Here is a 24,552-nt window from a genome sequence, read left to right as displayed (position 1 = left end):
TTAGCGTTTAATCACAATAAATCCTGTGTATTGTTCCCTCTTTCCGTCTATTACTACATTGATATTGTAGAAATAGGATCCTTCCGGTACATCATTTCCTGACATACTTCCAGTATTGGCTTTACCTCTAAAGTTTCTGGATTTATTGTCGTAATTCTTCAATTTAAATACTGTTCCACCCCAACGGTTAAATATTGTTACCTCATTATCCGGGTATTTATCAATATTCTCAACCCACATTAAATCATTACCCAATCCATCATTATTCGGAGAAATAGCCGGATGCACTCTCAGTTTGCCACTATTGTTGTTAATTACTCTTTTATCGGTAGAGAATCGCTCAACAGAATCGGGAACCCCATCGCCATCCGAATCCAGATCCAGGAAGTTTGGAATACCATCTCCATCGGTATCATCATCAAACGGATCGCCATTCTGGTTGATATCTTCCTCTTCATCTGTCAGCCCATCACCATCGGTATCACAGGTTTTACACATAGGATCATCATTCAGAATTACACCGGTTGCACTATTAGGAGTACCTATTGTTGGCACATTTTGTCCTGAAGGTACAGTAGCATTCAACATTTTCACAATAAATGTTTCATTCTGTTCAAAAATATCGTCACCAATGATATTCACGGCAATCTGTCCATTCATTTGTAATGGGGCTATGGTAGCCTGTTTAACGGTATTATCAAAGTCTACTCCCGGAGTTGCCTTGAAATCCATGAACGGAAAGGATACTCCATCTGTCGCTTCTTCAAAGTCGTAGCTGATAGTAATAGGTCTGGAGCTTTGTCTGTTCATCTGAACATTGAACTTCAGAGGCGTTATATCTCCGGTATTTCCTTCTTTCACACTGAACTTCTCGGCCGCAAAGCTTAGGGTCAGCGGATCATTATCTGTAATTGCTACCTGTGCTTCATAGTTTGTACCTGGTTTATAAATCAACGAACCTGTACCACTCAGATAAGGCAATATTGTGGCTTTAAGGAAACCATTATCATCATTTATATCGTTGTCCTTAGCTGCAATCGTAAACGAATGTTCTTTACTGTTAGCCGGCATCATCACAGTAATAATATTACTGTTTACAATGCCTTCGCTGGTGGTAAAGGTGCGGACAGCATCCTGCAATACCTGCACACGGATTGGCATATCATGTGCCGGCCTGCTTGGCGAAGTGAGTTTGAAAACAATATCCTTACCTTCCTCAATGGTCGTAACAGTAGTAGTCAGATCCACCACCAATGTATCATTGTCATGGATGTTCATTGTTGCTGATGAAGAAGAAGAGATAGGCCAGGTAACTCCTACCATTGTACTTGCCACAGATTTCAGATCAACAATCACAGTTTCATCACCTTCCACAATGTCATTATCTATTGGCGCTACAGTGATATCTGCACCATTCTGACCAGCCGGGATTGTTACTTTACCTGATAATGGATGATAACGAACAATTGGAGTGGCAGTTCCGCCTACTGCATAGGTGATTTCAACGTTTTTAGCAGCAGTAATTGCCGCATCGGCAAAATGTACCCTGAATATGCCGTTAATAGATGGCTCAGAAGCATCGCTGATCTTTTCAATCATCATTTCTCTGCCAGGAGATTTGCTCTCATCATCAAAAACTGTGAGCTTAACGGTATCCTTATCATTTACATCAAGCGGAATATTCCTGTTGAATCGTTTCATTTGAGCCAACATCAGTGCCACCGAAACTGTTTCATCTCCGTCAATCACCTTATTATCTATTACATTAACAGGAACGGATACACTGTTGTCTCCGACCAGGATAGTTGCTGAAGTTTGAATCGGGGCAATATTGGTTGTTCCTGCAATACTGCTCACATAGAACACAACTTTTACATCAGCTGCAGCAGTGCTATTTCCCGGCAGCTTAATAATATAAGAACCATTTGTTGCCGGTTCTGCTGCATCTGCACCTTTCAACAGTTGTACACTCATGTTGCCGGTTTCAGGAATAAGCACCATACCAGGCTGCGTGATCGTGTAACCTGCGGTTACCAGTTGAACATTAAACTGTAATTGCTCATCTCCTTCCAATATATTATCATCCACAATTTGCAGAGATATTGTTTTATTATGCTCACCTGCCAGTAAAGTCATCTGAGCCGGAACTCCGGTATAATCAGCAGCATCAGCGGTAGATGTAGTATTATTCAGAGAGATATTTACTACGATATCTTCATCTGAAGTAATCTGACTATTTACAAAACCATAGGTTACCGCACTGGCACTACCTTCATGGATAAGAGAAGAATCTATTCTCCACTCCATCTTACGGTTGTCGGGGTTCAGGCCAGTAGCATCATCTATGATCACCGACAATTTATCGCCCTGCATACCTGAAAGGTTTGGAGTAGCAGTTATCCACAGTAGTTTAGGTTTCTCTATAATGAAGTCATTCTTCGCTATGAAAGTAAAGGTTGCAGAAGGCTGACCCGCAGCTATTACTACTGTATCAGGTAATTGATCAATATCGGCAGCCGTAGCAATGGAGCCGGCTCCGATTGCCAACCCAACCTTTACATCTTTAGATGAAGTAACTCCTGGTGCCAGGCTTACCTTCATTGTGTAACTATTGCCTTCCAGCACATGAGTGCCGGTAGTTACAGCGGTAAGGTGTACAAAACCAGTGGAAGGATCATCATGCGTATGATCTTTAATGATTATCGTAGTGTCTTTAACCGTTGCAGCTGCAAATAGTGGTTCAACTACACTTCCGGTAAATACCACTGTTTCATCATCTTCCAAAATTAAATCCAACAATGCTTTTAGTTCGAAGGCATGCTGACCAACATTCTGTCCTTTTTTAATCACGATATCGTAAGGAGAAGGTATTACATTATGATCTGCATCAACCGCGGTACTACGGGCTGCATCTTTAACTACACGTACGGTGATATCACGACCTGCCTGCAAATTATTTGGCAGTTGTGCACTTAAGGTAGCCCCGGTTGCCGCGCCTTCATCAATGCTGGCTACTGAGCTATTCAACACTATAGGAGCCGGAATCGGATATTGTAATGGATCGTCCTCAATCGTAATTGTAGGAATATTAACCACATAGGAACTAATACCATCAGTGGCAGTAGGCGTAATTACTATGGTTTCAGGACCTTCTATAAAGTTATCAGTATTAATCTTTAAGCTGGTAGTAGTAGAATTTCCACTATTAATTACTACCTGAGAAGCTAATACATAATCAAGTCCTGCTTCAGCTGTTCCCGAAGTTTGAGGTAACTGAACAGTTATAGGAACTTCTGTAGTAATGCCTGTTGGCAAACTAAAGGTTACTGTTTTGTCATCTCCCTCTGTTAATGGACTTGGCACATTAACAGTAATAACTCTGTTTGCAGCAATAGTTCTGGTTACATCTGTAATGGTAACAACAAGGTCGTTAATCGTATAGCCATTAACAGTAGCATGAACATTGATCTTCTCATCTGCTTCCAAAACATCATCAGGCAAGATATCGAGCAGTTCAAATGTTTTAGTTGTTTCGCCAGGTTGCAGCGTTACTGAAGTATTGGAAATTGTGTAGTCTGTATTTAAGGTAGCTGTAGAACCAGTAGCAATACTAAACTGTACTGTAACCGGCTTAGTCGAAACATAAGGTGCTTTAACTGTTACATTATATTTATTGCCTTCTGCAATTGTTGGAGTAGCCGGAGTAGCGGCCAACACTCTTGCATTTGGCAGTTTCTCAGTTTGATCCTTAATATAAATTTCAGTTCCCTTAGCCGGCATATTTGTATTACCTGCATTGGCAGTTACTACTATTTTACCTTCATCATCTAATATATTATTAGTATAGGTTGAAATGTTGGAAGAAGTGCCGCTGGCCTGGCCATCGGAAATAGTGATAGTAGCAGGAATGGCCGAATGACGCGCATCCGCAACTGTAGATGCAACAGCATCCTTGGCAAGTGTAATTGCCCAATCTCTACCTGCTTTCCAACCATTTGGTAATGTTGCTGTAATCTTAGAAGCCCCTCCTTCATAAATACTATCCGGATTGCTTGTAAGTATTATATAATCTCCTGCCGGGAACGGATACTGTGCATCCTTGATAGTCATGCGAAGGGTGTCTATGCTTGATGTATACGCGGTACTGTATGCATCAGTAATAACAGGCCCCACATATATCGTCTCATCTCCTTCTACCAGGATATCTGGTTTAACTACCAGGGTTACACTACTCGAATTACCAGTGCTTAATGTAGCTGGTGTTGGAAGTGTGTAATCTGTACCGTTAATAGCCGTACCCTTAGTGCCACTGAGATTTATTGTAATAGGTATTTCAGTAGTAATGCCAGTTGGTAAAGCATAGCCAATAGTCTGGTTGCTGTTTTCCGGCATTGGAACTAATGGATACGTAAATGTAAGTTTGGTATTGGCGGCAGTACGACGGGTTTTATCCAGAATCTGAAGTTGTGGATAAGCGTCAAAACCATAACCGGTGGCGGTGGCGGAAATCTTAAGTTGTTCGTCTTTCTCTATTATGTTATCGGCATTGGCTTCTATTACGTCGGCGATCACATCCGAGTTTTTATCATGATCCAGCGTAATTGTCGACAGCATAGTGATATCTCCGTCTCCCGCTTCTGAACTGGTATTTCTGGTGAGATTTATTACGATGTCTTTTGTTGATGTATATCCACTAGGTAACGATACCTTGATTCCGGTTTTATTGCCTTCAAATAAGGTTGTACTATCTGCTACTAATGTCAGTACTTTCTTACTGGCATCTGTAGCGTCTTTGATTTGAAGTATTGCACTGGTAACCGGCATATCGGTATTGTGCATGTTGTCATCGATCTTCAGAATACCATCATCATCAAATGTATAGTTTGGTGTGATAGTGATTGGAGCCGTGGAACCAGAAGCCGATCCATCTACTATTGTAATATTAGTTGGCAAAGCTGTATGACGACCTGTGGCTACAGATGCTGCTGCATCTTTTGTTATAGCAATATCCCAGTTCTTTCCTGCTTTCCAGCCATTAGGGAAAGTTGCAGTAATGGTGGCTGTAGCTCCCTCTGATACCGGATTTGGTGAAGCACTCAGGATCACCGAATCTGTTCCCGTGAAAGGATACTGCGCATCCTTGATAGTCATGCGAAGGGTGTCTATGCTTGATGTATACGCGGTACTGTAAGCGTCTGTTATAGTCGGCCCTACATATATCGTCTCATCTCCTTCTACCAGGATATCTGATTTAACTACCAGGGTTACACTACTCGAATTACCAGTACTCAAGGTGGCTGGTGTTGGAAGTGTATAATCTGTACCGTTAATAGCCGTACCCTTAGTGCCACTCAGATCTATTGAAATTGGTATTTCAGTAGTAATACCGGTTGGTAAGGCATAACCAATTGTCTGGTTGCTGTTTTCCGGCATTAGACCTAATGGATAGGTAAATGTAAATTTGGTATTGGCGGCAGTACGACGGGTTTTATCCAGAATCTGAAGTTGTGGATAAGCGTCAAAACCATAACCGGTGGCGGTGGCGGAAATCTTAAGTTGTTCGTCTTTCTCTATTATGTTATCGGCATTGGCTTCTATTACGTCGGCGATCACATCCGAGTTTTTATCATGATCCAGCGTAATTGTCGACAGCATAGTGATATCTCCGTCTCCCGCTTCTGAACTGGTATTTCTGGTGAGATTTATTACGATGTCTTTTGTTGATGTATATCCACTAGGTAACGATACCTTGATTCCGGTTTTATTGCCTTCAAATAAGGTTGTACTATCTGCTACTAATGTCAGTACTTTCTTACTGGCATCTGTAGCGTCTTTGATTTGAAGTATTGCACTGGTAACCGGCATATCGGTATTGTGCATGTTGTCATCGATCTTCAGAATACCATCATCATCAAATGTATAGTTTGGTGTGATAGTGATTGGAGCCGTGGAACCAGAAGCCGATCCATCTACTATTGTAATATTAGTTGGCAAAGCTGTATGACGACCTGTGGCTACAGATGCTGCTGCATCTTTTGTTATAGCAATATCCCAGTTCTTTCCTGCTTTCCAGCCATTAGGGAAAGTTGCAGTAATGGTGGCTGTAGCTCCCTCTGATACCGGATTTGGTGAAGCACTCAGGATCACCGAATCTGTTCCCGTGAAAGGATACTGCGCATCCTTGATAGTCATGCGAAGGGTGTCTATGCTTGATGTATACGCGGTACTGTAAGCGTCTGTTATAGTCGGCCCTACATATATCGTCTCATCTCCTTCTACCAGGATATCTGATTTAACTACCAGGGTTACACTACTTGAATTACCAGTACTTAATGTAGCTGGTGTTGGAAGTGTGTAATCTGTACCATTGATAGCCGTACCCTTAGTGCCGCTCAGATCTATTGAAATAGGTATTTCAGTAGTAATACCGGTTGGTAAGGCATAGCCAATTGTCTGGTTGCTGTTTTCCGGCATTGGAACTAATGGATACGTAAATGTAAGTTTGGTATTGGCGGCAGTACGACGGGTTAGGTCCATGATTTTAACCTGCGTCTTTTGGAAATCATATCCGGTAAGCGAACCATCAATAACGGCTATTTCATCCTTTTCGATTACATCATCAGTGAGTGCAACCAGAACATTATTAGTTTTCTGTGAGTTCTGCCGGTGAGTTAGTGTAATCGGAGTAAGCAGGGTAAAGTCTTTAGTTAATTTTGCTTCAGAAGTCGAATGCTCTACAAGTGCGATCTGAAGGTCTTTAGCAGAAGAATAACCGGTTGGCAATGAAGCAGTGATACCTGTTTTATTACCTTCATTGATTTGTGTACTATCTGCTGTAAGTGTGATTACCTTTTTGCTGGCATCTGTTTTATCAACTATAGTTAGTTTCAGGCTACCATTTACGGTGATATCAGGATTAGCACAACTTCCAACCAACACTAAATCTCCCCCATCATCAAATACCAGGTTAGGTTGTACATGAATATTTACTTTATTCGAAACAGTTTTGGTAGGGTCAATGGTCACAGAGCTGGTATAGGTATAGCTACTGGCATCTACAGTGGATGTTGCATCAACAGCAAAGTCGATTGTAATTGGAATAGCGGTATTGATACCTGCCGGTAAAGATGCCCAGATTTGCGGATCTGTTCCTCCTTCATCTACAGAGCTTGCAGAAATATGCAGCTGGATTGGCGGAGTTGGTGTTTGTGCATCAATAATTGTAATGGTATCCTTCCAACCTTTATACACGGTACCTGCAACTCCATCTGTGGCAGTCAATGAGAGATAAAGATATTCCTTGCCTTCAATCAGGCCATCATCAAATATTTTAAACGGTACATCTACCGAGCCATTACTGGCAGTAATAGTTGCAGTACCGGGCAAGGTATAATCAGCGGTCTCTGTGGCAGTAGAAGTTGGATCTTTGGCGATTGTAATGTTAATAGGTAAATCGGTAGTTACATCTGTAGGTAATGTAACGGTAAGCTTGCCATCAAATGGTTCTTTTAATAACGAAGGATCAGGCTTAATGAGCCTAATCTTTGTTAAACTGGTATCTCTTCTTGTAGAGTCCTGAATATAAATAGTTAAGTTGGAGCTTTTTGCTTCTCCCATCACAGTTGCATCGGCTTTGAATATGATGGACTCTTTGTCTTCCAGGATTTTATCCAGGAGAGCTTTCACCGGGATGTAAACACCGTTGGAATCTTTGAGGATGGTGCTATTAGCCTGGAAAGTATAATCTGTGTTCAGAGTGGCAGTACCACCGGTAACGGATAAAGTAACACCAGTAGGTTCTGAAGCTGCAACACCGGGAGGTAAGGTTACACGAACAACTTCGTCTGTTAAACCTTCCAGCAGATCACGACCGGAAAGAGTGATGTCTCTTGGCTCGTCGTCAATGATGGTGTATACACAGGAAGTAAAACCAGTTTTATCGATGCTTACGAGTTGTGAATAATTGGAACAGATAGAATCCAGTTCTACAGTAAATTTTCTACTGTATTCAAGCGTATTATTTCCAATTATTTTGATATTATCGATATCAATTGTTTTTCCGACAGTATAATTATCCGGAGGAATCACCAATACGCCAGTGAAATTAAAATCTGTACCTACTACTGCAGGATGAGCTTCCAGAGGATCTGGTTTTAATTTCATTTTCACATAAAGCGGAACATTCAACAACCCGGCCTGAAGTACCTTTAGTTTAATTTTTGCATTGGAAAGAGCGTTATTATTACCCTCATCTCCACTAGCAGTGGCACTTTCGAAGCCTATTTTAATTTGGGTTGAGTTGGTAGCTGTTTGAGTCGGCAGAGTAATATGGACAGGACTTGTATTATCGGTGTATCCAACACCTACACGTGTACCAACGGCACGCTTGGCATCCATCTTATAATCCATCGTCACTTCTACACCAATACCTCTGGGGTTATTAGGATCAGAAGCGCCAGCTACTGTGTTGTATAAATTAAAAGTTGAATTATTAACGTCTTCCATTTCATACTCATATCTTGCACTATATGAAGCAAATGTGTTTAGAGCATGAAAAGTATGTGAAAACGACCCGGGGGTTGCATTCAAACCATTATTCCTGGAAAACCCTACCTGATTAACTGCCCCTACTGGTGTAGCAATACCAATACCTGCTTCCTGGTTACCTGACATAGATGCACCAATCGGATCCTGCATATTCAGCGACTCTGTTAGATACAATCTTGGATTGATTCCATCATCATTGTTAAAGAAAATATAATCCAGCGTGAAATATTTATCACCTTTTACATAAGTTATGATGGTAGTAACATTAAGTTCAAACAGATAAGTATATGAATAATAGGTACTTCTTCCACTCATAAATACTTTAAAAGTATCGACAGTAGGTCCTGGTTTCACTACTACGGGGGATACATCACAGTAAGTTATAGAAATGGGATTATTAACATTATAATAATTTCCATAGGTAGACTTTGTACGAAAAAACGCATTTATCCCGGCATCGGAGCTTTCTGACCTCCCATTCCGGAAAATTTTGAACGTACCATCATTATTTACTTCAATTCTTAATCCATTACTTGCATTAGTTCCACCGGTTGGATTAATAATGACCTGCGCTATAGCTGCAGTGGTAAGTATGATGAAGAGAAAAACCAGATACATTACTTTGCGTAGAAATGCATAGTACCGAGTAGGCATACCTAGCTCATTAGATCTCATAGGATAGGAAAGGAGTAACATATAAGCGTGTAAATTTCTATTAATACATATAGATTTTTAAGTCCAAAAATGTGAAAAACAGTCCTTGTAAAACCCTATATGCGAATCTCTGTAAATTGGCTCTCCCGGCAATTTACCCTAACGGATAAATGAAAAACCTTTGCCGGCGTATCTAATCTTCTAATCTATTCTAAAACAAGGAGTAAGACATCGATTCTGATAATACGTGATCGTCCTTAAATTAATTGATATACCCTTCCACGTGTTTCTTACATCCTAACAATTAAATATAATATTATATATTTTAATAAGCAAATCTATAATATTATTTATATTAAATCAAATAAATTTATGTAAGACGTTAACAATTGGAGAATAGCTATGATTAACAAATTTTTAGGCTCCAAACTTCCATCTATTCGGGGTTAATGATTATGTTAAAAGTTAAAATAAACATAGATTTGCAAAAAAATATTCTGAATGTCTACAATTTCAAAATCAAACATTGACTTTAGCCTCGGATATAAGGTAAAAGACATGTCTCTTGCGGCTTGGGGTCGTAAAGAGATCGAACTGGCGGAAGCTGAAATGCCAGGTCTGATGTCATTGAGAGAAGAATATGGAAATAGCAAACCTTTACAGGGTGCCCGTATTGCCGGTTGCCTTCATATGACTATTCAAACCGCTGTATTAATCGAAACATTAGTACATCTGGGTGCGGAAGTTCGCTGGAGCTCCTGCAATATCTTCTCTACCCAGGACCACGCTGCTGCTGCTATCGCTGCTGCCGGCATCCCTGTTTTCGCATGGAAAGGCCTGAATGAACAGGATTTTGACTGGTGTATCGAACAAACTTTATTCTTCGGTAGCCCGGATCGTCCTTTAAATATGATTCTCGACGATGGTGGTGACCTTACCAACATGGTATTCGACAAATACACAGAACTGGTTCAACACGTTAAAGGATTAAGTGAAGAAACTACTACCGGTGTTCACCGCCTATACGAAAGAATGAAAGCTGGTTCTTTACCTATCCCGGCTATCAATATCAACGACTCTGTAACTAAATCCAAATTCGATAACAAATACGGTTGCCGCGAATCCTGCGTAGATGCTATCCGCCGTGCTACTGATGTTATGATTGCTGGTAAAGTTGCTGTTGTTGCTGGTTTTGGTGACGTTGGTAAAGGTTCCGCTGAATCTTTAAGAGGTGCTGGTGCCCGCGTTATCGTTACCGAAATCGATCCTATCTGCGCTCTGCAAGCAGCTATGGAAGGTTATGAAGTGAAAAAAATGAACGATGCCGTGAAAGAAGCTGATATCATCGTTACCACCACTGGTTGCCGCGATATCATCACCGGTGAGCACTTCAAACTGATGAAGGATAAATGTATCGTTTCAAATATCGGTCACTTCGATATCGAAATCGACGTTGCATGGTTGAATAAAAACTACGGTAACACCAAAGTTGAAATCAAACCTCAGGTTGATAAATATACCATCGATGGTAAAGATATCATCCTCCTCGCCGAAGGCCGCCTGGTAAACCTGGGTTGCGCTACCGGTCACCCTTCTTTCGTAATGAGTAACTCTTTCACCAACCAGGTTCTCGCTCAATTAGAACTCTGGCTCCACAGCGAAAACTACGAAAACAAAGTATACGTATTACCTAAACACCTGGATGAAAAAGTAGCCAGACTTCACCTGAAGAAAATCGGTGTGGAACTGGATGTACTGACTTCTGCTCAATCTGAATACTTAGGTATTCCGGCTGAAGGTCCTTTCAAACCAGATTACTACAGATACTAGTAGCGTTTTTCTCGCAAAGGCGCAAAGATTAATATTAAGAAGCAAAGGACTTTTTTTAAGATTTTTAAGGATCAAAGCGAATATTATTAAGAACTACTGACTGGTTACTATTATTATTGAAACCAATTAGAGGTCTTTATAACATTCTCTATTCCTTAAAAATCTTAAAAAAAGTCCTTTGCTTCTTAATATTAATCTTTGCGCCTTTGCGAGAAATCCTTTCCCAGAAATGTTTTAGCTTTGCAACATGACTAAGCTGAGTGTTAACATCAACAAGTTTGCTACCCTGAGAAACGCCAGGGGCGGCAATTTGCCGGATATATTAAAAGTTGCTCGGGATTGCGAGCGCTTTGGCGCCGATGGTATTACCGTTCACCCTCGTCCCGATGAACGTCATATCCGCTACCAGGACGTGCTAGACCTTAAACCATTGGTTACTACTGAATTTAATATTGAAGGATATCCTTCCAAAGAATTTATGGACCTGGTATTATCCGTAAAACCAGACCAATGTACACTGGTTCCGGACCCTCCTAATGCTATAACTTCCAATACCGGTTGGGATACCGTAGCCCATCAATCACAACTCAAAGAGGTTATCTCTGCTTTGAAACAAGCTGGTATCAGAGTTTCTATCTTCCTAAACCCAGATATTACAAAAGTAGAAGGTGCTAAAACCGCAGGCGCAGATCGTATTGAGCTCTATACCGGCCCATATGCCGAAGAATATACTAATGCCCGCACCCAGCCTCAAAACCTGAAACTTTTTAACGATTATAAAAATACCGCCAGGGAAGCTACCAATATCGGATTAGGGCTCAATGCAGGTCATGATCTGAATCTGGATAATCTACGCTTCTTTAAGTTACATATTCCTCAACTGGCAGAAGTATCTATCGGCCATGCTCTCGTTGCAGATGCCCTCTACTTCGGCCTGGAGAATACTATACAATTGTATAAACGCCAATTGATAGATTAGTTTTCTCGCAAAGGCGCAAAGATTAATATTAAGAAGCAAAGGACTTTTTTAAGCTTATAAGGATCGAAGCGAATATTATTAAGAACTACTGACTGGTTACTATTATTATTGAAACCATTTGGAAGTCATTATTATGTTCTTCATTTCTTAAAATCTTAAAAAAGTCCTTTGCTTCTTAATATTAATCTTTGCGCCTTTGCGAGAAAAATAAAGCCATTCCAGCATCACCCGGAATGGCTTTATCAACCCTTAAAACAATCAACATGAAGCTCATAGCCGGGGTCACAACAAAACCGGATATGAACATATATAAATTGCCGTCATGACTGACAGCAATGGTACGCGTCGTTATTTCTTTAATAACGCAATTTCAAGCACTTGGTTCATTTCCCTTACATAATGGAATTTCATACCCTTAATGTAAGATGGATTAATATCCTTGATGTCCTTCTCATTCTGCCAGCAAAGAATCACTTCTTTAATACCAGCCCTTTTTGCCGCAAGGATTTTTTCCTTTATCCCACCAACCGGCAGTACTTGTCCACGTAAGGTAATCTCCCCAGACATCGCCAGGTACGATTTAACTTTACGTCCAGTATATAAGGATGTCAGAGCAGTGAGCATGGTAATACCCGCACTTGGACCATCTTTGGGCACTGCACCTTCAGGAATGTGTATATGCACACTCTTTGAAGAAAACAACTTGGAATCAATCTTCAACTCAGCGGCATGTGACTGTATATAAGTCAACGCTGTAATCGCAGATTCCTTCATTACATTACCCAGATTACCTGTAAGCTTAAGATCTCCCTTTCCTTCACTTAAACTGGTTTCAATAAACAGGATATCGCCACCTACATATGTCCAGGCCAGGCCTACAGCAACACCGGGAGGATTTCCAACCTTATACATCTCATTGGAATATCTGGATCTTCCCAGGATATCCTCAATGTTTTGATCAGTAAGTGTTTCAGGCAATTCTTCTTCCATTGCCACCTGTTTCGCCAGGTTACGCATTATAGCAGCTATCTGTCTGTCCAACTCCCTGACTCCACTCTCTCTGGTATAATTGGCAATCAAATGCTCAATCACATTATTAGGAACCTTAATCTTAATATCTTTCAGTCCATGTGCCTCTTTTTGTTTTGGCAGCAAGTGACGTTTAGCAATTTCTATTTTCTCTTCAATAGAGTAGCCGCTCAGATCAATGATTTCCAGACGATCTCTTAACGCAGGATGTATAGCATTGATATTATTGGCAGTTGCAATAAATAATACCTTGCTAAGGTCATATTCCAGTTCCAGGTAATTATCGTAGAAAGTGCTGTTCTGTTCAGGGTCCAGTACTTCCAGCAATGCAGAACTAGGATCTCCTCTAAGGTCATTTCCGATCTTATCGATTTCATCGAGGATCATAACAGGATTAGAGGATTTCACTTTACGGATCGACTGCACCACCCTACCAGGCATAGCACCGATATAGGTTTTACGGTGACCACGGATTTCGCTTTCATCATGCAGTCCACCTAAGCTCAATCTAACATATTTACGACCTACTGCATTAGCGATAGAGCGACCCAGCGAGGTTTTACCAATACCCGGAGGGCCAACAAAGCAAAGAATAGGAGACTTCATATCGCCTTTTAGCTTAAGCACTGCCAGGTATTCGATAATACGTTCCTTGATTTTGTCCATACCATAATGGTCATGGTCCAATATTTTCTTAGCCTTCTTCAGATCATAGCTATCGGTTGTATAGCTATCCCATGGCAGATCGAGCAATAGATCGAGGTGATTATAAACAACGCTGTAATCCGGTGTACTAGGATGCATTCTCTCGAGTTTTTCTATACCCTTAGAGAAAGCTTCAGCAGCAGCTTTAGGCCATTTCTTTTCTTCCGCCTTACGCTTCATTTCCTTAAGCTCGCGATCATTGCTATCGCCACCTAATTCTTCTTTGATAGACTTCATCTGTTGTTGCAGGAAGTAGTCGCGTTGCTGTTTGTCCAGATCTGCCTTTGTTTTATTGGTGATCTTATTTTTCAGCTCTGCCAACTGTAATTCTGTCTGCAATAATTTCATCAACAATTCTGCTCTGGTACGCAGATTATTGATTTCCAACAGCTGTTGTTTGTCTTTAACATCAGAGTTCAGATTAGAGGACACGAAATGTACCAGGAAAGAGGCATTTTCAATATTCTTAAGAATGATGCTGGCTTCTGAAGGTAAATTCGGGGATAATTGAATGATTTGTCCGGCTAAATCCTTGATAGAAGAAATATATGCATCAAATTCAGAATCATCCTCAACAATTTCGTCTGTTAATACTTCAATTTTAGCTTTGAAGTAAGGATCTTCTGTCAATATTTCATCTATTCTGAAACGTTTCCTGCCCTGGATAATGATGGTTGTGCCACCATCCGGCATTTTGATGAGTTTTACGATACGGGCTATAGTACCAACTTCACTTAAATCTCCTACTTCCGGATCTTCTATTGTACTGTCTTTCTGGGCAACAACGCCTATCGACTTATCTGCCTTATAGGCATCATTAACAGCTTTTATAGATTTATCCCGGCCTACAGTAATAGGTAGTACTACGCCAGGAAACAATACGGTATTTCGTAATGGTAATAATGCCAATTCTTCCGGGAACTGCTCATCTTCCTGTCCTTCTCCCTCTTCATTTAGAGGGATAATTGGCATGAACTCCATTTCATCTTCTGAATTTCCTAAATAAAATTTGTTCATCTGAGATATTTAAATCCGTCCGAGGACATTCTGACAGTTTAATCTGTATCTGTCCTCAATTTAGTATGCGCCCTACTATTGTCAAGTTTGGTGCCAAGTGACGGGTTGGCAGTGTTTTTTCTCGCAAAGCAGCAAAGAAGCAAAGAGGCATAAGGATCGTAGCGAATGTTTTTAAGAACTACTGACTGGTTTCTATTATAATTGAAACCCAACAAGAGTTTTTAATAACATTCGCTACGATCCTTATGCCTCTTTGCTTCTTTGCTGCTTTGCGAGAAAAAAACTTCTTAGAAAGTTACACCAACACCCAGTTGAATGCCCTGGTTCTTCCAGTTACTGGTACTGGTTACGCTATTGATACCTTTAACATCGTTAAAGCCAATAACATACCTTGCACTCACATTTACAATCGGGAGTTGGAGCCATAAACCTGCGACACCGGAAATTTCACCTCCTTTAAATGCTTCATTGGCAGCTCCAAGAACCTTCCTGTCACTTACCAAAGCCCCGAATTGAGGACCTACCTGTAATTTCAACCGTGGGGTTCCCAGATCAATGTTAGCTAACAATGGAATACTCAGATAATTGAGGTTAATTTTTTTGCGGTTATCTGCAGTACTTACACCTTCATAAATCTTGTCAAAACCTTCTGTTGTTTCTGTTTTAGTAGAAGAAAAGATTAACTCTCCCTGTACCCCAAAACCTTTTACCAATTTAAGCTGGGCGAAAGCTCCCAGATGGTAGCCTAATTTAAATCCGTCCTGAAAGCCGGTTCCATCAAGTTTTCCGAGGTTTGCTCCTCCTTTGATACCAAAACGCAATACTCTATCCTGCGCATTAACAGTTGTTACAGCAGCCAACAATAATACTACTGCGGCGAGAAACAGTTTTTTCATAATAAATCTTGTTAGTAATGGTTAAAATATAGACGTACCTGATGTCCTATACCCCTATTTGATAATAGAGTTTCCTTAAATACAAATTCCGTGCTATTTGTTAAAAAGGATTAAAAACTATAGAACACTCCTGTAGTGAAATAGCTCATAACTGATTGGTTAGTACCAGTGAATGGCTTAAATAATGCAAAGGTTGGAGTAACGGTGAAGGGGCCTATGAAGTAAGAAATATTTAATGTCAAATCAATTGCTCTGGCTTCAAAATCTGAATGATCTTCAAAATTCATCTCTTTTCCCGGAGCATGATTTCTCGTTGGTTTGGTATTCCAGACAAGATATTGAAACGCTTTAAGGTTGCTGAAATAATTGGCTGTTCCGAATGTCAGGTTCACAGCGGGAGTAATAATACAGGCATCTCCCAAATGAAAAATACCGAAGAATTTGAAAGGATGCCTTACCGAGGCTATAAAGTTAAAATCATTCCCTTTAAGTGTTTCCCTAATCTGATTATTCTGGCTTATGTGTTTCCCCCATCCAAAATCCATTGCTGCACCAGGTTGTAACCACCATTTTCTATAATAGAAATAAGCATACAACTCATTCTTAATTGGGGTGGTAGGAACATCAGAAGAATCGGCAAACAGATAACGGGTATACGAAATACCGGTCAACAGGTTTTTATTTTTCGTATAGTCATAACCGCCTGTAAGATCCCATTCGAACCATGGCTTACCTTCAGATTTGAGCATGTAATAACTACTGGCACTGCCATAAAAACCGCTTTTATGATAATAGGAAATTGAAGGAGCCAGATAGGGCTTAAGCACTATTGGAAGGTCAAAACTATTGACCTTACTACTATATGCAGGATTATTACCGTAGCCTATTCCAATCATTACTTCGCTGCGTTGTTTCTTTTGCAACAAAGAATCGAGTTGTTGTTCCAACTCTGCTAAAGTTTGGCCTGCGGCAATCTTGCTACATAACAACAATAAGGTAAAGAAGTATAGGCGCATAAGTTAAGTACGTACACGCAAAATAAAGCAATAGCACATTTAAATCACAATGTTCCCGTGAATAAGGTATTTGTATGGGTAAACAGACTATATCTGTCGGTCAACCTGCCTATACCAGATCTATTACCGTGATCTCTGGTAAAATTCCCACTCTTCCGGGATAACCCAGGAATCCAAAGCCTCTGTTGACATACAATAGTTGCTTACCGGTCTTATATAATCCTGCCCATTCTTTATAAAAGAATTGTGCCGGGCTCCATTTGAAGCCAGGAATTTCAACACCAAACTGCATTCCGTGGGTATGCCCGGCCAGCATCAGGGAAATGTCGGGATACTCCGGACGTACCTGTGCATCCCAGTGTGTTGGGTCGTGTGAGAGCAATATTTTAAATGGAATATCCTGAGTGCCTTCGTAGGCGCGTTTCAGGTCACCATATCTTGGAAATCTTTTTATGGCGCTCCAGTTCTCGATTCCAATCAACGCAATTTTTTCATTGTTTCGTTCGAGGATTACGTTTTCATTCATCAGCAATCGCCATCCGAGTTTACCATGTACAGCTTTTAGTTGCTCCAGGTTTTCGTGTTTCATAGCACTGAAACCATCCGGAGTTTTATCGGGCCAGGGATAATAATCGCCATAATCGTGGTTACCAAGGGTAGAATAAACGCCCATAGGAGCATTGATCTGATTGAATACGTCCATCCATTCGTCCATCTCCACTGCCCGGTCGTTTACCAGGTCGCCGGTAAACAGCACCAGATCAGGTTTCTGGTCATTGATCAGTTTAATTCCCTTCATTACAGCAGCTTTATTGGTAAAACTACCTGAATGCACATCTGAAATCTGGATAATGCGCAGACCTTTGAACGAAGCCGGCAGTTCTTTAAATGCCAGTTTTACCTTTCTGACATGATAATTATATTTATTGGAGAAGCCGTAGATGAGGGAGCCGAAGAATGCCCCACCGGTTAACAAGCCAAGTTTTACAAGGAACTGGGAGCGGCTAATTCCGTCGGTGGCGGCGGTAGTGGCAGTGCTACTGCCAAACTTTCGGATCAGGTAAACGACGAGCCGTCTTAAATCATCAATCAACAAAAATACTGCTACAAATAACTTAGCTAAAACCAGCCCAATGAAAATAGCCATGAGATATGACTTCAGATTGGATGGCCAGTTATGCCAGTTGATATACGGTAGCAACGCAATCATTGTGACGCAGATAGCTGAAACAGTCCAGTAACTGGTATAGGTTATTGTTCTGATCCGGGGGCTGGACAAATAGACCAATGATCTGATAGCCATGAACACGTATACGTCCAGTAATAAGAGGAAGAGAATCAGTACTATAGAGTTTAAGCCGGGTCGCATTATGAAAATTTAATATAGCTATGTAATAATATTTTAGCAATTTAAGGTAACTAAACTGCTCCAAAAAGTTAAAACAACTTAATAACAGATATACAGACGAATAACAACGGGAAGAATTGTATGTTTTATTTTTTTTGTGGCGTAGGTAGAAACTGTACTTTTGCTATTTGCCTGAGGGATAAAATAATTTTAATATTTTAGTAATATAAAAGGCCAGAACTTCTGAAACCGGCTAAAAATTAACCCATTGAAAAAATAGGGGGCACAACATTGCGGACACTTTGTGTATAAATAAATACAAGGTAGTACCTGATTTTTATCTATTCGTTGTATTTTTGGCCGATTGAGCTATTTTTATTGGAAATTGGGAATTATTGAATCATGATTCCGGCATTTTTGGGAAAAAGTGATAATTTTTCTTATCAAATCCGGTGATCAATAAATTGATACGCATGAAGTATACTTGTTACGGCCATTCCTGCTTTGCTGTAGAAATTCAGGGTAAAAAGGTGCTTTTTGACCCATTCATCACGCATAATGAACTGGCTAAAAAGGTGGATATCAGTAAGATAGAAGCAGATTATATCTTTGTGTCTCATGGGCATGATGATCATACTGCCGATCTGATAGAACTGGCCAAACGTACTGGTGCTAAGGTAGTTGCCAATTATGAGGTTGCGATGTGGGCGCTCAAAAACGGTGTTGAAAAAGTGCACCCGATGAACCCTGGTGGTAAATGGAAATTCTCTTTTGGCACTGTTAAATGCGTAACTGCTCAACATTCCAGTAGCTTACCGGATGGTTCATATGGTGGCTGTCCTGTTGGTTTTGTATTTATGACGGAAGATGGTAATTTTTACTATTCCGGCGATACGGCACTGACGTTAGACATGGAGCTGGTAGCTGCACTCACTACACTTGATTTTGCCGTACTTCCAATAGGTGACAACTTTACAATGGGCATAGAAGATGCAATAGCAGCTTCCGAACTGATTGAATGTGATAAAATTATTGGTGTACATTATAACACTTTCGGATATGTGAAAATTGATACTGAAGAAGCAGTAAAACAATTTGACGATGCCGGAATTGAGCTGATACTTCCTGAAATTGGAAGCACAATAGAGGTTTGAGGAAGAAGAGATTTGAGTGATTTATCCTTTATCCTATAAATAACCTTTGAATTTTTAAATTACACAATGGCTAGAATAATCGCAATCGCTAACCAGAAAGGTGGCGTAGGAAAGACTACAAGTGCTATCAACCTTGCAAGCAGCCTGGCTGTGCTGGAATACAAGACACTGCTGGTAGATGCCGATCCACAGGCCAACAGTACTACCGGACTGGGTTTTGACCTGCGCAATGTGCAACAGAGCCTATACGATTGTATGGTAAACGATGTGCAGGCCAAAGACGTGATCCTGGAATCTGATACTCCTAATCTTAAGGTATTACCTTCACATATCGACCTGGTAGGTGCTGAGCTGGAACTGATCAATCACCCTAGCAGAGAAAGGGTAATGAAACAGGTTATTGATTCTGTAGAAGCAGATTATGATTTCGTGATTGTAGACTGCTCCCCTTCATTAGGACTTATCACAGTTAATGCATTGGTAGCTTCTACTTCCGTAATCATCCCTGTGCAATGCGAATTTTTCGCATTGGAAGGTCTGGGTAAATTACTCAATACAATCAAAATCGTACAAAGCCGCCTGAATATTGAACTTGAAATTGAAGGTATTCTGATGACCATGTACGATGGCCGCCTGAGATTAAGTAACCAGGTGGTTGATGAAGTAAAACAACACTTTGAAGAAAGCGTGTTCGATACCATCATTCACCGTAATACTAAACTCGGAGAAGCTCCCAGCTTCGGTAAATCCGTTATCATGTATGATGCGGCAAGCACCGGTGCTATCAACTATCTGAATCTGGCCAAAGAAATTTTGCAGAAACACGACTTCACTAAAATTAAAACTAAAGATAAAATCCTAGCTATCAACGATGACCAATCCAAGTAAGAAAGAGGCGTTGGGCAAAGGCATTCGCTCACTGCTTCAAAATATCGATACAGATCTGAAGCACACTGCTGGCGCCCTAGGTGATAAAGTAGTAGCTACGGCTACAGGTATTGAACGCATCCCGCTGGAGCAGATTGTTACTAATCCTAAACAGCCGCGCCGCGACTTCGATGAGGTGTCTTTACAGGAGCTGAGTACGTCTATCAAAATACACGACATTATTCAGCCTATTACTGTTGCTAAGATTAACAATAAAAAATATCAGCTCATCGCAGGTGAAAGACGTCTCAGAGCCAGCAAACTTGCCGGCTTAAAAGATATTCCTGCTTATGTGCGCCAGGCCAACGACCAGGAACTCCTGGAACTGGCACTCCTGGAAAATCTGCAACGCGAAAACCTCAATGCTATTGAGGTGGGCCTCAGCTATAAAAGACTGATGGATGAATGCAGCCTTACTCAGGAACAAGTGGCCGATCGTATGGGCAAAGAAAGAAGTACGGTTACCAACTATATACGCTTGCTTAAACTACCTCCCGATATTCAGGTAGCTGTAAGAAATGGCCTCCTCAGCATGGGTCATGCCAGAGTACTTACCGGTGTGGAAAACGTAGAAAACCAACTTTTCCTGTTTAATGAAATCCTGAAAAGTGGTTTGTCTGTTCGCCAAACCGAAGAACTGGCCCGCAAAATGAACCAGGCTGGTAAAACAACCACTGAGGCGGCAAAAATTAAATTACCTCCATCGTTTCAGAAAATACAGGACCAATTGGCTTCTCACTTCTCTACAAAAGTGAAACTGGACAGAGGAAAAAATGGTAAGGGAAGTATTTTAATCGAATTCTATTCTGATGATGAATTGAATGGCATTCTGGAAAAAATAGATATTTACGGTGGCTAATAAGGCTGGATACATAACTCGATTGTTACGTTATTTCATATTGTTTTTGCTGGTCGTTGTGCTGGATGTTCCGCTGCAGGCGCAACACGATACTTCACGCCCTGTTTCTAAACCCACAGACACAACTTTCAGTATCACTGCTACTCCTATTCCTGCGGCCGATACCGTTAAAAAAGCCAATAGCGGCCTTTTTACCGATTCTGCTTACGTTCCAAACTCTAAACTGCCTCATAGCCCCAGAAAAGCAGCGCTCTATTCTGCCGTTTTTCCAGGCCTCGGACAGGCATATAACAGAGAATACTGGAAAATGCCGCTGGTTTATGCAGCGCTGGGAACCTGTACTTATTTCTTCATCGATAATATGAAGGTCTATAAAATGTTCAGGGATGCATATCGATTGAGAGTAGACGGCAACCCGGATACTAACGATACCGGAGAAACTGTACCCTACGACACTGAAGCCCTGAAACTCAACAGAGACCAGTTCAGGCAGTATGTAGATTATTCAGTACTTTTCTTTGTATTGGCATATGGACTAAATATCGTAGATGCCACTGTATTCGCGCATCTTAAGAATTTCGATATGTCGGATGATCTGAGTATGAGAATCTCTCCTACCCTCATTAATGGTCGTACCCTCGGTGTAGGCGTAAACCTTACTTTCGGTGGTAAGAAATCTGGCAAGAGTAAATATTTTGCCGGCCGTTAATACTAATTATTATTTATCAACCTAACATACAACTACAAAAAGAGTCATGAAAATAGCGCTTATAGGATATGGTAAAATGGGGCAGGCAATCGATGCTATTGCTACTGCAAAAGGCCATGAGGTAATATTGCGTGTAGATATCAACAGCCAGCACCTGCTTGAAAAAGAACATTTAAGCAAGGCTGATGTTGCCATCGAATTTACCACTCCTGAAACAGCCTATCATAATATTCTTAAGTGCTTTGAAGCAAATGTTCCAGTAGTAAGCGGAACTACCGGATGGTTAGAAAAACTGCCGGAAATCAAAGCCCTTTGCAAAGAAAAAAATCAGGCTTTTTTACACACTACCAACTTCAGTGTCGGTGTAAATATCTTCTTTGAGGTAAATAAAAAACTGGCTGCTTTAATGGCAAGCCAACCACAATACAATGTATGGATGGAAGAAATTCACCATACCCAAAAGAAAGATGCTCCAAGCGGTACTGCTATTACATTAGCCGAACAAATCCTGGAAGCTGTTCCACGCAAAAAAGAATGGGTAAACGAAACCACCGAACAATCTGAGGTAATGGGTATCGTTTCCAAAAGAATAGACCCGGCTCCAGGAACCCATACAGTCACTTACACTTCTGATATTGATGATATTACCATCACTCATACAGCACATTCCCGTCAGGGCTTTGCTGCAGGTGCTGTAATAGCGGCAGAATGGCTAAAAGATAAAAAAGGCGTATTTACCATGCGCGATGTGTTGAATTTAGGATAAGACGACAGCATTACCTATTGATTTTCAATGGGTAATATTGCATTTGAACGCAAACTGGAAAAACTGCTTATCTTTGCAGCCAGATTTTAGTGGTCACCAACACTTAAAGAACATCCTGGAGGGATGAAATAGTCAGTATGTTATCGAAGAAAACACAATACGCATTTCACGCATTAATTCACCTGGCAGAGAATGTAGATAAAGGGCCAATCCTGATATCAGAAATCGCTCTGGAAAAAAATATTTCCATCAAGTTTCTGGAAAATATCCTGTTGGAGTTAAAGAATGCCGGTATTCTGGGTAGCAAGAAAGGAAAAGGCGGCGGATATTATCTGATGCGCCCTCCTAAAGAAATTGCATTGGCGAAAATCATCCGTTTATTGGATGGTCCTATTGCCTTACTCCCATGCGTAAGCTTAAACTATTATGAACGCTGCGAAAATTGCAGAGATGAAGCCACCTGCGGGCTAAATGAAGTAATGGGAAGAGTACGGGATTCTGCGCTGAAAATATTAGAAAATAAAACATTGAAGGATATCCTCACTAAAGGATAGTAAAATCATTTAAAACAGGAAGAGCTGCTTCTGAATCAGAAGCAGCTCTTCCTGTTTTATTTTAGTTCTAAATCCCCAAAACTTCATTCTCCATTCACCCTTTTTACATTTTTAATTGCCTAAGGCTAAGGCCAATCTCCAATCCTTAAGATTGTTGTGAACACAGAATCACTTAAAACTTATGCTTAATATCAACCAAATGAAAAAATCAGGCAAAATCAAACAATTAAGCCTCGCGCTTCTATCTTTCCCAATATTTCTCACCAGCTGCGAAATCTTTAAAAATCCACAGCCAAAACTGCCGGCTAAACTGGAAGTAAGAGTATTCAACATTACAAATGAAAGACCAGCTTTAAAAATTAATGGCGAATACTATAACGCCAATAACTATAGCTTTACTTTCAAAGGAGGGGATCTTGACTTAATGCTGGACTCTTTCTTTCTAGGTCATGTACATATCGATACCACCTTTAATGTTCCTGCTAATTCCTTATTCACCGTTCCGGTGGTTGTAGAACCAGATTTTGAAGCATTAGGTAAAACAAACCTTAATCTGGCCGATTCTGTGTTTATTTCTTTTAAGGGAGATATGAAAGGGAGCGTTGGATGGTTTTCCAGGAAAGTACATATCGACTATAAAGGAAAGCATTATATAGATTTGAAAATGTAAATACAGGATCGGGTGTAATAGTATTACACCCGATCCTGTATTGATACAGCTTTGATGTATCCTGTATGAAGTGATCTAAATAAAGATTAATAGGTTAATTATTGCTATAATCCTGAAATAGCTCCATTACATCCTTTATTTCCTTAACAGGTAAGTTACCAGGAGCCTTCTTGTCAGAATAATTCTCAGGTAGAGGGCTTGTGTTAATAACTTCAAATATTAAATGCCCCAACTTAGTTGTATTTGACCAGGTAGTTGTGGTCCTTACAGAAGTTACAAAATAAGGGAAATCAGCAGGTACAAAACTGTTGAGAGGAGAATAAACAGGAACTTTTTCTTTAGAATAATAAAAAGTCAAAGTATCTGACCCTTTTACAGTCTTTCCCTTGAATGATTTTTTGCCTCCAATCATTACTGCTAAATCTTCTTTTAATTCTATAATCCTTGCACTGTCTTCTTTACCAATCCTACGAAAAAACATCTCCCTGGTATCCTTCTCTAAATCAAGTACACCAATAAAGGTTTTAGAAATAGAATAGCTATATAGCCTTTTCGCTCTCCAGTCGATCCAATAGGTTGGATGCAATATTGTAAAAGAGAAATCAGTGGCAATTTCTTCACTTTTTGTTTTGGTTCTACCAAAGTCATCACCAAATTCATCTTTTTGTTGTATCCAATCTCCATCGATATAGTATGTAAACCTGTTAAATAATTGCTTTTCAGATTTAGTAACATTATAATCTGGGGCCTGCTGATCAGGTGAATAACTGTAAGCCTTAATTTTTACAACTCCTCTGCCAAAATCTGAGATTTGAGCGTTTAGAACAATTGAATATTTAAGGAATAACAGACATAATAACAGCTTCTTCATAAATAGTTATTAATTCGGTAT

General features: G+C 40.4%; 15 protein-coding genes. 9 read left to right on the top strand and 6 right to left on the bottom strand.

Features of this window, described 5'->3' with window-relative positions; translation table 11 throughout:
- Positions 1-9,201 (bottom strand): Calx-beta domain-containing protein, encoded by a 9,201-nt coding sequence (locus DVR12_RS07070; RefSeq protein WP_158563219.1) that lies wholly within the window; start codon positions 9,199-9,201, stop codon positions 1-3.
- Positions 9,202-9,702: 501 nt separating this feature from the next.
- Between DVR12_RS07070 and ahcY the strand changes: the two genes are divergently transcribed.
- Together ahcY and DVR12_RS07060 are read left to right on the top strand one after the other, a co-directional pair.
- The gene (ahcY, locus tag DVR12_RS07065) at positions 9,703-11,031 is read left to right on the top strand and encodes an adenosylhomocysteinase (RefSeq protein ID WP_116974939.1); all 1,329 of its coding nucleotides are present in this window, start codon (positions 9,703-9,705) and stop codon (positions 11,029-11,031) included.
- A 247-nt stretch (positions 11,032-11,278) separates the two neighbouring features.
- On the top strand, positions 11,279-12,010 hold the full coding sequence (locus DVR12_RS07060; RefSeq protein WP_116974938.1) for a pyridoxine 5'-phosphate synthase: 732 nt from the start codon (positions 11,279-11,281) through the stop codon (positions 12,008-12,010).
- A 348-nt stretch (positions 12,011-12,358) separates the two neighbouring features.
- Here DVR12_RS07060 and lon read toward each other — a convergent pair whose 3' ends face one another.
- The 4 genes from lon to DVR12_RS07040 form a co-directional block, all read right to left on the bottom strand.
- Positions 12,359-14,761 carry an endopeptidase La gene (gene lon, locus DVR12_RS07055; RefSeq protein ID WP_116974937.1) on the bottom strand — a complete coding sequence of 801 codons (2,403 nt, stop codon included), beginning with the start codon at positions 14,759-14,761 and terminating at the stop codon, positions 12,359-12,361.
- A 287-nt stretch (positions 14,762-15,048) separates the two neighbouring features.
- Positions 15,049-15,657, bottom strand: coding sequence for a porin family protein (locus DVR12_RS07050; protein WP_116974936.1), 609 nt, complete (start codon positions 15,655-15,657; stop codon positions 15,049-15,051).
- Between the two features lie 110 nt (positions 15,658-15,767).
- A complete protein-coding gene (locus tag DVR12_RS07045) occupies positions 15,768-16,673 on the bottom strand; it encodes a hypothetical protein (protein WP_116974935.1) in 906 nt (301 codons plus the stop codon).
- Between the two features lie 109 nt (positions 16,674-16,782).
- Positions 16,783-18,042, bottom strand: a complete 1,260-nt coding sequence (locus tag DVR12_RS07040; protein ID WP_116974934.1) for a metallophosphoesterase — start codon at positions 18,040-18,042, stop codon at positions 16,783-16,785.
- A gap of 452 nt (positions 18,043-18,494) precedes the next feature.
- Here DVR12_RS07040 and DVR12_RS07035 point away from each other — a divergent pair, with 452 nt between their 5' ends.
- The 7 genes from DVR12_RS07035 to DVR12_RS07005 all read left to right on the top strand — a co-directional run bounded on the left by DVR12_RS07035 (position 18,495) and on the right by DVR12_RS07005 (position 23,660).
- Positions 18,495-19,175, top strand: a complete 681-nt coding sequence (locus DVR12_RS07035; RefSeq protein WP_116974933.1) for a metal-dependent hydrolase — start codon at positions 18,495-18,497, stop codon at positions 19,173-19,175.
- Between the two features lie 66 nt (positions 19,176-19,241).
- Positions 19,242-20,063, top strand: coding sequence for a ParA family protein (locus DVR12_RS07030; protein ID WP_116974932.1), 822 nt, complete (start codon positions 19,242-19,244; stop codon positions 20,061-20,063).
- Positions 20,047-20,961, top strand: coding sequence for a ParB/RepB/Spo0J family partition protein (locus DVR12_RS07025; protein WP_116974931.1), 915 nt, complete (start codon positions 20,047-20,049; stop codon positions 20,959-20,961). The genes DVR12_RS07030 and DVR12_RS07025 overlap by 17 nt, the downstream gene beginning before the upstream one ends.
- Complete coding sequence (locus DVR12_RS07020; protein ID WP_116974930.1) at positions 20,954-21,670, top strand: DUF5683 domain-containing protein; 717 nt, start codon at positions 20,954-20,956, stop codon at positions 21,668-21,670. The genes DVR12_RS07025 and DVR12_RS07020 overlap by 8 nt, the downstream gene beginning before the upstream one ends.
- A gap of 46 nt (positions 21,671-21,716) precedes the next feature.
- On the top strand, positions 21,717-22,436 hold the full coding sequence (gene dapB / locus DVR12_RS07015) for a 4-hydroxy-tetrahydrodipicolinate reductase (protein WP_116974929.1): 720 nt from the start codon (positions 21,717-21,719) through the stop codon (positions 22,434-22,436).
- 137 nt (positions 22,437-22,573) lie between these two features.
- Positions 22,574-22,990: an RrF2 family transcriptional regulator gene (locus tag DVR12_RS07010; RefSeq protein ID WP_116974928.1), complete on the top strand. Its 417-nt coding sequence runs from the start codon at positions 22,574-22,576 to the stop codon at positions 22,988-22,990.
- 199 nt (positions 22,991-23,189) lie between these two features.
- Positions 23,190-23,660 carry an NDR1/HIN1-like protein gene (locus tag DVR12_RS07005; protein WP_147323424.1) on the top strand — a complete coding sequence of 157 codons (471 nt, stop codon included), beginning with the start codon at positions 23,190-23,192 and terminating at the stop codon, positions 23,658-23,660.
- Positions 23,661-23,754: 94 nt separating this feature from the next.
- Here the strand turns inward: DVR12_RS07005 and DVR12_RS07000 are convergent, their stop codons facing one another.
- Positions 23,755-24,531 carry a hypothetical protein gene (locus DVR12_RS07000; protein ID WP_116974926.1) on the bottom strand — a complete coding sequence of 259 codons (777 nt, stop codon included), beginning with the start codon at positions 24,529-24,531 and terminating at the stop codon, positions 23,755-23,757.
- Positions 24,532-24,552: the final 21 nt, after the last annotated feature.

The sequence above is a fragment of the Chitinophaga silvatica genome, assembly GCF_003419895.1.
Lineage (GTDB): Bacteria > Bacteroidota > Bacteroidia > Chitinophagales > Chitinophagaceae > Chitinophaga > Chitinophaga silvatica.
Note: the sequence above shows the minus strand (reverse complement) of the source record. Positions and strands in the feature narration are given on the sequence as shown.

Bases quoted from the DNA above. Each gene is read 5' to 3' on its own strand.
- DVR12_RS07070 (WP_158563219.1), bottom strand. From the start codon at position 9,201: ATGCCTACTCGGTACTATGCATTTCTACGCAAAGTAATGTATCTGGTT.
- ahcY (WP_116974939.1), top strand. From the start codon at position 9,703: ATGTCTACAATTTCAAAATCAAACATTGACTTTAGCCTCGGATATAAG.
- DVR12_RS07060 (WP_116974938.1), top strand. From the start codon at position 11,279: ATGACTAAGCTGAGTGTTAACATCAACAAGTTTGCTACCCTGAGAAAC.
- lon (WP_116974937.1), bottom strand. From the start codon at position 14,761: ATGAACAAATTTTATTTAGGAAATTCAGAAGATGAAATGGAGTTCATG.
- DVR12_RS07050 (WP_116974936.1), bottom strand. From the start codon at position 15,657: ATGAAAAAACTGTTTCTCGCCGCAGTAGTATTATTGTTGGCTGCTGTA.
- DVR12_RS07045 (WP_116974935.1), bottom strand. From the start codon at position 16,673: ATGCGCCTATACTTCTTTACCTTATTGTTGTTATGTAGCAAGATTGCC.
- DVR12_RS07040 (WP_116974934.1), bottom strand. From the start codon at position 18,042: ATGCGACCCGGCTTAAACTCTATAGTACTGATTCTCTTCCTCTTATTA.
- DVR12_RS07035 (WP_116974933.1), top strand. From the start codon at position 18,495: ATGAAGTATACTTGTTACGGCCATTCCTGCTTTGCTGTAGAAATTCAG.
- DVR12_RS07030 (WP_116974932.1), top strand. From the start codon at position 19,242: ATGGCTAGAATAATCGCAATCGCTAACCAGAAAGGTGGCGTAGGAAAG.
- DVR12_RS07025 (WP_116974931.1), top strand. From the start codon at position 20,047: ATGACCAATCCAAGTAAGAAAGAGGCGTTGGGCAAAGGCATTCGCTCA.
- dapB (WP_116974929.1), top strand. From the start codon at position 21,717: ATGAAAATAGCGCTTATAGGATATGGTAAAATGGGGCAGGCAATCGAT.
- DVR12_RS07010 (WP_116974928.1), top strand. From the start codon at position 22,574: ATGTTATCGAAGAAAACACAATACGCATTTCACGCATTAATTCACCTG.
- DVR12_RS07005 (WP_147323424.1), top strand. From the start codon at position 23,190: ATGAAAAAATCAGGCAAAATCAAACAATTAAGCCTCGCGCTTCTATCT.
- DVR12_RS07000 (WP_116974926.1), bottom strand. From the start codon at position 24,531: ATGAAGAAGCTGTTATTATGTCTGTTATTCCTTAAATATTCAATTGTT.